The sequence below is a fragment of the Paenibacillus sp. J22R56 genome, assembly GCF_056269375.1.
Map to the genome: position 1 here is coordinate 240,018 of NZ_JBWDNV010000008.1, position 11,850 is coordinate 251,867.

Annotated in this window: 12 protein-coding genes; all 12 read right to left on the bottom strand. The window is 52.2% G+C overall.

Translation table 11 applies throughout. The features are described from left to right. Positions 1-31: 31 nt before the first annotated feature. The gene (locus AC0YNT_RS20160; RefSeq protein ID WP_475806241.1) at positions 32-1,051 is read right to left on the bottom strand and encodes a LacI family DNA-binding transcriptional regulator; all 1,020 of its coding nucleotides are present in this window, start codon (positions 1,049-1,051) and stop codon (positions 32-34) included. 142 nt (positions 1,052-1,193) lie between these two features. Further along, positions 1,194-1,730: a hypothetical protein gene (locus AC0YNT_RS20165; protein WP_475806242.1), complete on the bottom strand. Its 537-nt coding sequence runs from the start codon at positions 1,728-1,730 to the stop codon at positions 1,194-1,196. Between the two features lie 345 nt (positions 1,731-2,075). Beyond that, positions 2,076-2,753: an ABC transporter ATP-binding protein gene (locus AC0YNT_RS20170; RefSeq protein ID WP_475806243.1), complete on the bottom strand. Its 678-nt coding sequence runs from the start codon at positions 2,751-2,753 to the stop codon at positions 2,076-2,078. Further along, positions 2,750-3,877 carry an ABC transporter permease gene (locus tag AC0YNT_RS20175; RefSeq protein ID WP_475806244.1) on the bottom strand — a complete coding sequence of 376 codons (1,128 nt, stop codon included), beginning with the start codon at positions 3,875-3,877 and terminating at the stop codon, positions 2,750-2,752. Before AC0YNT_RS20175 ends, AC0YNT_RS20170 begins: the two co-directional genes overlap by 4 nt. Before the next feature lie 65 nt (positions 3,878-3,942). After that, on the bottom strand, positions 3,943-5,322 hold the full coding sequence (locus AC0YNT_RS20180) for a sensor histidine kinase (protein ID WP_475806245.1): 1,380 nt from the start codon (positions 5,320-5,322) through the stop codon (positions 3,943-3,945). After that, positions 5,319-5,996 (bottom strand): response regulator transcription factor, encoded by a 678-nt coding sequence (locus tag AC0YNT_RS20185; protein ID WP_475806394.1) that lies wholly within the window; start codon positions 5,994-5,996, stop codon positions 5,319-5,321. Before AC0YNT_RS20185 ends, AC0YNT_RS20180 begins: the two co-directional genes overlap by 4 nt. Before the next feature lie 128 nt (positions 5,997-6,124). After that, positions 6,125-6,505, bottom strand: coding sequence for a 4Fe-4S binding protein (locus tag AC0YNT_RS20190; protein WP_475806246.1), 381 nt, complete (start codon positions 6,503-6,505; stop codon positions 6,125-6,127). Continuing rightward, positions 6,502-8,148: an FAD-dependent oxidoreductase gene (locus AC0YNT_RS20195; protein ID WP_475806247.1), complete on the bottom strand. Its 1,647-nt coding sequence runs from the start codon at positions 8,146-8,148 to the stop codon at positions 6,502-6,504. Before AC0YNT_RS20195 ends, AC0YNT_RS20190 begins: the two co-directional genes overlap by 4 nt. Before the next feature lie 20 nt (positions 8,149-8,168). After that, complete coding sequence (gene cysK, locus AC0YNT_RS20200; RefSeq protein WP_475806248.1) at positions 8,169-9,122, bottom strand: cysteine synthase A; 954 nt, start codon at positions 9,120-9,122, stop codon at positions 8,169-8,171. A 29-nt stretch (positions 9,123-9,151) separates the two neighbouring features. After that, a complete protein-coding gene (locus tag AC0YNT_RS20205; protein WP_475806249.1) occupies positions 9,152-9,778 on the bottom strand; it encodes a nitroreductase family protein in 627 nt (208 codons plus the stop codon). 39 nt (positions 9,779-9,817) lie between these two features. Then, positions 9,818-10,171 carry a 4Fe-4S binding protein gene (locus AC0YNT_RS20210; RefSeq protein ID WP_475806250.1) on the bottom strand — a complete coding sequence of 118 codons (354 nt, stop codon included), beginning with the start codon at positions 10,169-10,171 and terminating at the stop codon, positions 9,818-9,820. Beyond that, a complete protein-coding gene (locus AC0YNT_RS20215; protein ID WP_475806251.1) occupies positions 10,168-11,796 on the bottom strand; it encodes an FAD-binding protein in 1,629 nt (542 codons plus the stop codon). Before AC0YNT_RS20215 ends, AC0YNT_RS20210 begins: the two co-directional genes overlap by 4 nt. Positions 11,797-11,850 lie beyond the last annotated feature (54 nt).

Genomic DNA, 11,850 nt, shown 5'->3' on the forward strand with positions numbered 1-11,850 from the left:
TAGTTCCTCCTCATGTTGGGTAAAAGTTTGTTTACTTACTTCCGCAGCTCTCTCGGACGATCAGCTTCGTATTAATCGTGATATGCGAGGCCACTTCTCTGCCCTCTGCCCGCTCGAGCAATAACTGCACAGCCGTCCGACCCATCAGCTCGGTATGGACACGGACGGTAGTAAGCGGCGGTGTGAGAAAAGCGGATACCTCAATATCATCGAAGCCGATAATCGCTATATCCTCAGGCACTTGCAAACCACGCTCATGAAGAGCGCGAAGAGCACCTACCGCCATCGGATCGCTGGCTACGAAACAGGCCGAAGGCTTATGCCCGGCATCCAGCATTCGAAGCATCGTTTCGTATCCTCCGTTCGAGGACCAATCCGTCAAATACATAAGCTCTGGATTATAAAATCCGCGCTTCTGCTGAAGCTCTGCGAATATCCTTGTACGCGGATCCTCCTGATACCCCTGTTCCCGCTGCAAGACAGGATTCGAGCTGCCTCCGATAAAACCAATCTCCGTATGCCCAAGCTCGTGCAAATGACGGAGCACTTCCTTCATCGCCTGCCCGAAGTTAAGCTCAACGGAATCACAGTCATCCGGAGCAAGATCATGGTTTACGAAGATAATTTTGTCCCGATGCGGATAAAGCCGATTAACCTCCTGATCATCAACTGAGCCAACGACGATAAGGCCATCCAGCTCGTTAAGCGGTGTCATATCGGACTTCAAAGCACCTCGTATAACCTTGTCAATCGCAATACCAAGCTCCTCACAATGCGTCTCAATCCCGCGCCGGATGGCGCTGAAATAAGGATCACTATGCTCATCTTCAAGCGTTGACCACATAACGAGGCCAATCTTTAACGTCGATAGCAGCTTGTCCTGCTTCATTCGCTTAAGGCGCGATGGCTTATATTGCAGCTGTTCGGCAATATTAAAGATGCGGCTGCGTGTCTCCTCGCTGACACTTAGCGATAAGTCGTTATTCAGCACACGGGATACCGTTGCAGACGAGACGCCTGCTTCGCTTGCAATTTGTTTAATTGTAGCCATATATGCCTCATTCACTTAAAATTTAGTTAATAAATTTACTAAACTACAATTCTATTGTAGCAAATTGGCCGAAAACAAACAAGAGCGAAGCTCGTGTGGCCGAGTTGGCCATCGCATGCTTCACTCGATTTCGCTTGCTTACTTATTTCTGATTGCGTTCTTTATACTGTTTGTCTAAGGCAAGAGCACTTTCGTAATCAGTAGCTGGTGCCATGATTTCAAGGTCTTTTCCTTGACTTGGACTTTGTCCAACTGGTTCATTGAGTAGCAGCTTTAAGCTCTCAAACTCACTTGTTTTCCAAATTGAGCTTAACATTACAATATTTGAACTTTTAATTGCCCCCGTCGTTTTATAGACTTCATCAAAATAAGTTAAAACTCCCCAACCATTATTTATGTCTTTATGGAAGATAAGCGGAGCCATCCTCGACTTTGTCACTTCATACTTCGCAATCTCAATCTGCCCTGAAAAGCTTTCATTGCGCCACAGCTTCCGGCGCAGCGTCCCTTTGATCGTAATCGTTGTTTTATCTACCGAAGACGGATCTCCTGCTCTGAACTCGACCGCTGGATATGTAAGATTAATCTTCTTCGGAAAGTCATATTTCCATATGATCAATCCGGCTGCAGCCAGTAGAATAAATAATACGATTCCGGATATTTTCAATGTTCTGTTCATGCTCAATGCTGCTCCTCTCCACTCCTAGAAATTACTATACGGGTTATAACGAGCACAATGGTGAAAAAGGTTCAAATATAAACAAGGCTCTAGAGTTCAACAGACTCCAGAGCCTTGTACAATGGATTTCCTCCAATAGAAGATGGCCAAAATAAACGGCGGCTTAGCTACGTTGGATTTTCTCCAATTAAAAATCGATGAATGGAGCTTCTACCGCCGAAACAATCAGATTATACTACATGAAATCCAACGTAGCTCAAGTTCCCGAGAGAGAACGGAGGCTTATCCTGCATGAAATCCAACATAGCGCATTCAATTCAGTTGGCGACCAACAGCAGCGCGCGTTTAACGCTCAACCAGCTTCCCATCCTCCAAGTACAACACTCGGTCGCAAAGCGTCAGAACTCGCTCGTCATGCGTGACCATGATCGCGCTCTTCCCTTGCTCCTTTACCTCGCCTGCAATCATGCGTACAACGTCCATCCCCCGGTTTGCGTCCAAACTTGCCGTTGGTTCGTCAGCCAGGAGCACAGCCGGATCGTTCATAAGTGCTCTAGCAATGGCGACACGCTGGCGTTCCCCTCCGGACAACTTATCTGGATAAGCTTGGCTGCGCTGGCTCATGCCTAGCTTCTGAAGCAGCCCCCTCGCTCTTCCAACTGCCTGCGTATTGTCCATACCTCCTTGTTTGGCCACAAACAACAGCTGCTCCTCAATCTTTAGATAAGGAAGTAAATTCGCGCTTTGAAAAATAAACCCAAGCTTATGCAGCCGCATATCCGAGAGTGCCTGCTTATCTTTACCGATGATCGATTCTCCATCGAGCAGAACATCTCCACTTGTAGGCTCTAGAAGCGCACCTGCTATGGACAGGAATGTGCTTTTACCGGAACCAGAAGGTCCCATTACGGCAACCAGCTCCCCTTCCGACACAGACAAATTCAACTGATCAAGGATCGTACGCTGTATACCGCCATCATCGAACTTACGGGTTATATTATGAAGAATCATTCTTTCTCTCATGCTGCTGTCCTCCCGATCGCATCCAAGGCGTCAATTCTGGCCACTTTCCATACGGAAAACAAGGAGCCTGCGAGAGACATGACGAGAAAAGCACTGCAAGAAATGGCTAGTGTAGAAGCATCAAGCTGAAACGGCATGCCGCTTGGCAGCAATGCTTTTACTCCGAGTATGAGCAGTACGCTGATAATAAGACTCCCTGCACATAAGAGCAGGACTTGTAAGGTAACACTTAACAGCAAGTAAGTCGTACGTGTGCCGATGGCCTTCAGAATGCCAAACTGGCTGCTCTTTTGTATGGTAATGACGTAGAAGAACACCGCAAGCACAAATGCAGAAATAACAAACAAAAATGCAGTCATCATCTTTAGCGAGCCTTGCTCTTCCTTGTAGCCCGGAATCGCAGAGACTGCAGCCGATTTGGTCACGATCTCAGCATCCGGCAATACGGCTGCAAGACGTTCAACTTGTTCCTTATCCGCATGAATAGCAAGAGCGCTGTAAGCTTTATCGATATCCGTCCCGCTGACATCTGGTCTCGTCGATGATAGCAACTGAAGCTGCTGCCAGTCTCGATCACTTAGGAATACCGCAGGTGAATGACTGAATGATTGCTGGGTTACAAAACCACTGACGGTCCACTTCATACCAGATATCTGGTCTACGATCACAGTACCGATCCGAATCCCCGAATCCTTCAATTTGTCGTCCACAAGCACTTTTCCTTCACTCTTCATTTCAAGGGCATTTCCTTCAACAACCGGCGGCATAAGCCAGCCTTCAGGTCTAATCGCTAGCAGCGTTACATCAAGCTTGAGAGCACTAGCTTCAGCCGTCACCGTTGTCATCCGAACACCCAGCGGCTGCACATTATTCTCGCCAACTATGGCCTCCGCCTGGGTCAACGCCTGCTCTTTAATCTGAGACCGTGTAAAGCGATGATTGGAATCCTTCTCCATCACAAAATGCGTAGCGTTCATATTCTGAATGGATGCTGCATTATCATAGGCTAGACCTTGCGCCAACCCGGTAACGAACAATACAAGAAAGGCGACCAGCAGCATAATAGCTGCGATCAGCGAATAACGAACTTTGGCGAATCTAATCTCACGAATGGCCAGATACATGATGCTTCCCTCCCTTTAATGGCTCAAGTTTAGGAAGCGAAAATGAACGGCGTATGAACGAATCATTACAATTGGGGGAGCTTCACCGTAAACCAAGTGCCTTCACCAAGTGAGCTGCCTGCTTCGATTTCCCCTTCGTGCAGCTGCACAATCTTTTTCACGATGGCAAGTCCCAGGCCTGTCCGGCCTGAAGCACGCTCGCGTGCGCGGTCGACTCGGTAGAAACGGTCAAACAGAAACGGCAGATGCTCAGAAGGAATACCCTCACCTGTATCCGCTACAACAATGATGGTATAGGATTGCATCTGTTCCGCCCGAATATCAATACTTCTCCCTGGTGGAATATGATTCACTGCATTACCCAGCAGATTCATCCACACCTGCTGCAGCAGCACCTCATCTCCGTAAAGTGTGATGGACTCGGGAATGGACAGCTTGAGCAGCAGCTCCTTCTCCTCGAGCTGCCACTGCATAACCTGTGCGGCTTGGCGAATGTGTTTGTACAAGGGGAAGTCCTTCTTGTTTAACGCCTCCTGCCCTTGTTCCAACGAAGAGAGCATCAGCAGTTGCTTACTAAGTACAGAGAGGTGACGACTTTCAGCTTCAATAATCGAGGCGTAATGCTTACGCTCCTCCTTCGGAAGCTCTTGCTCAGCTAATACATTGGCAAACCCTTGGATAGAGGTAAGTGGTGATTGGATTTCATGTGAGACATTCGAAACAAACTGCTGACGTGACTGATCAACCCGCTCGAGCTCCTTACTCATTGTCATAAAATGTTCGGCAAGCTGTCCGATTTCATCGCGCCTTCTTTTTGGCAGGCGAAGATTGTAATTCCCTTGTGCGATCCGTTTGGTTGCCTCCGTCAGCCGTGTAATGGGCTTGACCAAATAACGTGTACTGATTATAAAAAATAAAACACTAATGATCACCGTCAACAACCCAATCAGAGCAAAGAAGGTGCGAAGCTCGCCGAACTGCAGCAGAACGTCAGGGCGCATAAACAAGGCATATTTCTTATCGGGTGATTGTACGAGCACGCCAACGGTGTTGCTTAACCGATTTTCAAAAAATCCGGTTATGAACGGCTTATTTGGAAACTGTGCTACGCCGTGGTATACTCCTCCGCCAAGAACAGCTGCAACAGCCTGATTGTCCAAGTCATGCTCACGAAAGCTCCGGCCGTAATCATGCGATTCTCCCTGCCCGTCCGTCACATAAATCTCATAGCCAAGCGTTGCTGCATTGCGCAAATAACGATCCATATCGGCAGGCTCCGCCTCAATGAAATCCTTCATCTGCTCAGCAATACTGACCAGCTTGTCATCGTTATAAGGCTTAAGCTTTATATGATAATAATAGTTAGAGACCAGAAACCCGAGTATACTGCTGACGAGAATAACAGCTAGTGTCATGAAAAAGACCCTAAAGTACAATGACTTCATTTGCCTCTCACCTCTGCCTTGTAGCCAATTCCCCGTACCGTCTGTATCGTAAAATCATCAGCATAATCGGCAAAACGCTGGCGGAGCCGCTTGATGTGAACATCAACCGTTCGGTCATCCCCCTCGAAATCCGCCCCCCATACAAGACGAATCAGCTCGTCACGGGAGAAGAGCCGGCCCGGATACTGAGCTAACTGGGCGAGAAGCTCAAATTCCTTCATCGGCAGCAATAGAACCGATTTGCCATCGGTAACTTCTACGTTTTTACGGTCAATCGTAATGCGATTCATTCGGATGATGTCATTAGATACCTTTGTATAACGGCGAAACAGAGCCTTGACCCGATAAAGCAGCTCCTCCGGCTCGAAGGGCTTGGTCACGTAATCATCCGTCCCTCTGAGATAGCCTTGCTCTTTATCAATCAGTTGATCCTTGGCTGTAAGCATAATAATCGGGATATCATAGTGCTCCCGAATATATTCGCAAAGCTCAAACCCATCCAGATGCGGCATCATGATATCAATAATGGCCAGATTAATCGGCGCGCGTGTCATCACCTCTATCGCTTCAGCCCCGTCCTGCGCTTCATGCACCTGATAACCTTCACGGGTCATAACGAAACGGACAAGCTCTCTGATATTGGGATCATCGTCAGCCAGGAGAAGGTGATTCATCATATTAACCCCCTGTCTATTTCCAGTACTTTTTCGTTGATAGCATAGCACAATACCAAACAAACCAAAACAAGGCCCAGGGTCTCTACGATTCCCTAGGCCTTGCTCCTTCCATCTATTCCTTTCATTTAGCTCCCGCCACGCAGCACTTCCGATACACCTTGCGGACGGACAGTCCGAGGAGGCAGGATCCGGTCAATGAACGGCGTCGTATCAATCGCCGCGATCTTCGTACGACCTGGTCCCCACCCGATAATGGCACGCCAGCTGCCTAGTACACCTTTGTCCGCGAGCTCCTGCTCGTTTACTTCTACCGTCTGCTCGGCATACGGAGAGACATAAAGCGCATCTGCCGGGCAATAAACTTCGCAGATAAAGCAGGTCTGGCAATCGCTTTGCCGTGCAATGACAGGTACGCCGTCATCGCCTTTATCAAATACATTTGTCGGGCATACTTTGACGCAAATATTGCAGGATATGCAACGCTCCTTACTCACTAACTCGATCATCCTGCTTGCACCCCCTCGGCTGCTGCCGCATCTGAAGTTATGGCGTTACTCGATTCCGGCACCTGTTCCGTCCGAATATGAATCTCTTCGAGTCCCGATACGAGCAGCCGGTGCTGCTGCGCTTCGTCCTGGTCCGGATATTCCGCCAGCACATGAAGCCCCCCGCTTCGGGATTCCTTCCGTGACAGGGCAGCCGTATACATCCAGCGGGCAGTTGCCGCCATCGCCGCCGTCTCACGTGCGCGCACCTGCTCCAGCATGTTCTGTGGAGCTTGGTTATTCACCTGCTTCCACACTTCATCCAGCCGATGCAAAGCCATCTTCAGCCCAGGCTCGGTGCGGAAATAATTCGTGGTAAGCGGTAGTACCTGATTTTGAATCTCCTTGATCAGCTCCTGCGAAGTAACGGAAGACGCCTGTGCTTCCTCGGCGTGGTGCGAAGGGGCACCAAGGCCGTACTTGCCAGCCGGCTTCAAGTCCCGTGCCGCAGCACTGCTTCGGTGGGATAAGGCATAAGCAGCTGCTCCTTTACCCGCCCATGTTCCCGAGCAAATCGCCCAAGAGGCGTTAAAGGCGCCACCACCCGACGCTGAGCCGGTAATACGCTCGCGAGTCGCGGCATCGCCTGCGGCGTACAATCCCCCAACCGTCGTGCCGCAGTCATCACCTACGATACGGATACCGCCCGTACCGCGGACGGTTCCTTCGTAGCGCAGCGTTAGCGGGAAAGGCTGAGTGAATACATCTATGCCCGCCCGGTCGTACGGAAGGAAAAAGATTGCATGGGATTTTCTTAAGAGAGCTTGCTTCTCAGGCGTATCAGCCTTGTTCATAATCGCGTAGACCGGCCCCTTCAGCAGTGACTCAGCCAAAAAATCTCCCTGCCTTGCCCCTTTCATTTCATTGCCATGCTCATCATAATAGGTTGCCCAGCCAAGCAGCCTTGAACGGGTATTCGAGCCAAAGGCCGGAGCAGGTGCATATCGGCGGGAAAACTCCATCCCCGAGAACTCCACCCCAAGCTCCCCGGCCATCAAATAACCGTCGCCGGTTAATACGTTACAGCCAAGTCCGTTGCTTAAGAAGGCGCAGCCCCCAGTTGCAATAACAACCGCATTGGCTCGTACTTCCCATGTCCGGTCGTCCTGCCTTGACACCCCCCGGGCGCCGCCTACGCCAAACTCATCGACGAGCAGCTCCAGAGCAGGCGATTGGTCGAGAACCTTCACCCCGGCCCGCTTTACAACCTTGCGCATAATCGACATATATTCCGGACCATGCAGATGGTCGCGCATCGGGGTGCCGTTCTCATCGCGTACGAAAGGATAACCCCATTCTTCAATCAGCTCCATATTCGTATATACCTGGTCGAGCACCCGATGAATCCATGCCGGCTCCGCCAAATAACCACCCTGCTTCATCCTGCGCTCTACGGCGAGCTCCCTCATTTCCTTATCCGGCGGCAAATAAAGCAGGTTTGTACCACCTGGCGCCGTAGCGCCGCTGCTTCCGAGATAGCCCTTGTCTACCAGCACGACTTTGGCCCCGTTAGTAGCAGCGCTCCAGGCTGCCCAAGCGCCTGCCGGACCACCGCCAATGACCAGTACATCCGCCGTTAGCTGCAATTTCGCTGAATCACTCATCCTTCTCCTCCTTCTTGGCCCTATACGCCGTCTGCTTTATCTTCCGACTGGTACAGCACTGTTGACAGGTAACGTTCCCCGTTGCTTGGAACAACCGCAACAATCCTTTTGCCGGCCCCAAGTCTTTGCGCCAGCTGCAAAGCAGCATATATGGCTGCACCTGACGAGATCCCGCCAAGAATGCCTTCCTCACGGGCGGCAAGGCGGGACGCTTCGAAGGCCTGCTCATTGCTGACCGGTATAATTTCATCGTAAATTTCCGTGTTCAGAATGGAGGGCACGAACCCGGCACCAATTCCTTGAATTTTGTGTGGACCGGCCGAACCGCCGGACAAGATCGACGAGCCCTCCGGCTCCACTGCGGCAATATGAATATCGGGAAACCGCCTGCGCAGTACTTCTCCCGCTCCGGTGATCGTTCCGCCGGTGCCGACCCCTGCAACAAACGCATCCAGCCTTCCATCCAGCGATTCGATCGACTCGATAATTTCCGGTCCAGTCGTTTCGCGATGAATTTTCACATTCGCTTCATTATCGAACTGACGAGCCGGGAAATATGAAGGATTCCGGTCCACAATCTCATTCGCCACTCGGATAGCGCCTGCCATCCCCTCCGTACCCGGCGTCAAGACAAGCTCGGCGCCGAAGGCTTTCAGCAGGTTACGGCGCTCCAGGCTCATTGTATCCGGCATGACCAGAATTGCTTTATAGCCCCGGGCGGCAGCGACCATCGCGATGCCAATGCCCGTATTACCGCTTGTCGCCTCGATGATCGTATCACCGGGCTGAAGATTGCCTTCCTTTTCCGCTTCCTCAATGATACTTAGGGCAATCCGATCCTTCACGCTGCTTCCCGGATTAAAAAACTCCAGCTTCAAATAAATCTCGGCGCTGCCCTGAGGCACGATCCGGTTCAGCCTGACAATTGGCGTTGCCCCGATCAGCTCTGTAATATTGCGTGCTGCTTTAGTCATAATGCTTCAGCCGCCTTCCATCTTTACTTTTATACGTTCGTCGCTATTGGAAGCAGGCTGTCTTGCAGCGACCGGCGGCTGTTCGGAATTTCAAGTTCATGGAACGAGGCATCCAGCGTCGCAAGCTCCCCTTGATAACCGAGGGCAATAACCGCATGAAGCGCGATATGCTCCGGCGTCCCTAATACTTCACGGGCCTTGGTTGCATCAAAGCCGCCTACTGCGCGTGTCGACAAGCCAAGCAGATTAGCTTGAAGCGTAAGAATACTCCAGGCTGCACCGCTGTCGAAAGCATGTGCGCCGTTCGGATCGCCGTTCTCCTTCAGCTTCTCAGAAGCTATCAGCAGCAGAACCGGCACTTTGTCTGTCCATAGACGATTCCTAGGGCGGATAAATTCGCGGAATGTCTCATGCTCCGCTTCCGTCCTTGCCACATAAAAACGCCATGGCTGCACATTGCTCGAGGAAGGCGCCCAGCGGGCAGCTTCCAGCACGGTGAACAGCGTCTCATCCGTTACAGGACGATCAGAGTACGAGCGCGGCGACCAGCGATTGAGAATAAGCGGGTGGACCGGATGATCAGGCTGCCGTTTGGCTGCAACCTCCGGCAGGTAAGATGTCAACCGCGTTTCGTTTGATACAAATAGTTGTGTCATGAGTATATTCTCCTCTCATCATTAAAAAATCTTATGCCATTAAGCCTGTGCAGCACGTCTTCTATCTCTCAGCCCGTTTAATAGAGGAACAGTATCGTTCGCCGCCATCGAGCCTTTGCTATTAGGTCCCCAGCCGATCGTTGCCCGCCAGCTGCCGAGCAGGCCGTCAACGATGAGTTGCTGCTCATTCACCTGTACAGAAATATCAGCCTGCGGCGATACGTACATTGCATCAACCGGACAATAAGCTTCGCACATAAAGCAGGTTTGGCAGTCTTCCTGCCGGGCGATCACCGGCATTCCGGCATCGTCCTCATCAAATACATTCGTAGGACATACCTTGACGCACAGCCCGCACTGGATGCATCTATTCTCACTGATAAGCTCGATCACAGAATCAGCCTCCCTTCTTCCTCAGCCGGCTTTAGCCTGCCGCCGCCAGCCACCTTTTCCTTGCGGAGCGTTATATGCTCCACCCCGGATACGAGCAGGCGATGTGTCTGATCCGAATCCATCGCCGGATGCTCCGCCAGCGTATGCATGCCGCGGGTCTCCGTACGGGCAAGCGCCGCCGTGTACATCCAACGTGCCGTTGCAGCCATGGCCGCCGCTTCCCGGGCACGAACCTTGCCCTGTACCGAATCTGGAGGCTGCCCGTATACCTCCGGCCACAGCGCATGAAGCCGGTCAAGCGCACCTTTGATAGTCGGAACGCTTCGGAAATAATTGATTGCCAGCGGCAGCACCTCGCGCTGTATGCTTTCCGTTAAATCACGAACTTCCATCACCTTGCCCGTGCGCGCTGAAGAGACGAGGCCGAATTGCCCCGTCGGCTTTACTTCCCGACGGTCTGCGGCGGAGCCAAGTGAGCGGGCGTGTTCAGCAGCGCCCTGCCCCGCCCAAGTACCGGAGCAAATCGCCCAAGAGGCGTTGTAGGCTCCGCCGCCGGTACGTGCCCCGGCTGTTTTCTCACGGGAAGCCGCATCCCCTGCCGCATACAAGCCCGGCACAGAGGTAGAACAATCCTTCCCGACAATCCGGATGCCGCCAGTCCCCCGGACTGTGCCTTCGTAACGCAGCGTTAGCTGGAACCGTTCCGTGAACGGATCTATGCCTGACCGGTCATACGGCAGGAAGAAGACCGGATGCGCCTGCCGAAGCAGCCTGCGCGTCTCCTCCGTATCTGCCTGATCCAGCGTCGCGTATACAGGCCCATTGCGGAGCATACGGGCGAGAAAATCATCGCCTTGCGGGCCGGTCTTCCCGTCATGGAGCGACTGTCCATCCGCATCATAGAACGATGCCCAGCCAAGCAGACGTCCGCGCGTAACCGTACCGAATGCCGCACTTGGCGCATATTGGCGGGAGAACTCCATACCCGACAGGTCCGCCCCAAGCTCGGAAGCCATAAGCAGACCGTCGCCGGTCAGCACATTGCAGCCAAGCCCTTTGCTTAAGAACGCGCAGCCTCCCGTTGCAATGACAACCGCGCCAGCTCGCACCTCCCATGAGCGGCCGTCGAGCCGGCTGATCCCTCGTGCTCCGGCAACGCCATGCTCATCTTGCAGCAGCTCTTGCGCCGGATGCTGATCGAGTATCTTCACACCGGCCTTCGCGACCACGCGACGCATCAGATGCATATATTCCGGCCCGTGCAGATGGGCTTTACTAACGTTGCCTTCTGCATCCTTCGGAAACGGGTAACCCCATTCCGCCACCAGCTCCATATTAATGTACACCTGCTCCATTACACGGTAGATCCAATCGGCCTCGGATAAATAGCCGCCACCCTTCAGCCGTTCCTCGACGGCAGCGTCCCGCTTCGCCTGATCAGGCGGCAAATACAACAGATTTGTGCCGCCGGGAGCCGTCGCTCCGCTTGTCCCAAGATAACCTTTGTCCGCCAGAATAACCTTGGCTCCATGCTGTGCGGCACTCCATGCCGCCCATGCGCCCGACGGTCCACCGCCTAACACCAGCACATCAGCCGTGAACTGAATTTCAGGGCTTGCTCCCATTCCCGTTCCCTCCTTTATTACGTACTGCATATAGCCATAAAAAAACGGAGATAG

What these genes read in the sequence shown, in the direction of transcription:
- cysK (WP_475806248.1), bottom strand. Translation starts at nt 9,122, where the DNA reads ATGACTAAAGCAGCACGCAATATTACAGAGCTGATCGGGGCAACGCCA.
- AC0YNT_RS20190 (WP_475806246.1), bottom strand. Translation starts at nt 6,505, where the DNA reads ATGATCGAGTTAGTGAGTAAGGAGCGTTGCATATCCTGCAATATTTGC.
- AC0YNT_RS20205 (WP_475806249.1), bottom strand. Translation starts at nt 9,778, where the DNA reads ATGACACAACTATTTGTATCAAACGAAACGCGGTTGACATCTTACCTG.
- AC0YNT_RS20180 (WP_475806245.1), bottom strand. Translation starts at nt 5,322, where the DNA reads ATGAAGTCATTGTACTTTAGGGTCTTTTTCATGACACTAGCTGTTATT.
- AC0YNT_RS20175 (WP_475806244.1), bottom strand. Translation starts at nt 3,877, where the DNA reads ATGTATCTGGCCATTCGTGAGATTAGATTCGCCAAAGTTCGTTATTCG.
- AC0YNT_RS20185 (WP_475806394.1), bottom strand. Translation starts at nt 5,996, where the DNA reads ATGAATCACCTTCTCCTGGCTGACGATGATCCCAATATCAGAGAGCTT.
- AC0YNT_RS20170 (WP_475806243.1), bottom strand. Translation starts at nt 2,753, where the DNA reads ATGAGAGAAAGAATGATTCTTCATAATATAACCCGTAAGTTCGATGAT.
- AC0YNT_RS20165 (WP_475806242.1), bottom strand. Translation starts at nt 1,730, where the DNA reads ATGAACAGAACATTGAAAATATCCGGAATCGTATTATTTATTCTACTG.
- AC0YNT_RS20160 (WP_475806241.1), bottom strand. Translation starts at nt 1,051, where the DNA reads ATGGCTACAATTAAACAAATTGCAAGCGAAGCAGGCGTCTCGTCTGCA.
- AC0YNT_RS20195 (WP_475806247.1), bottom strand. Translation starts at nt 8,148, where the DNA reads ATGAGTGATTCAGCGAAATTGCAGCTAACGGCGGATGTACTGGTCATT.
- AC0YNT_RS20215 (WP_475806251.1), bottom strand. Translation starts at nt 11,796, where the DNA reads ATGGGAGCAAGCCCTGAAATTCAGTTCACGGCTGATGTGCTGGTGTTA.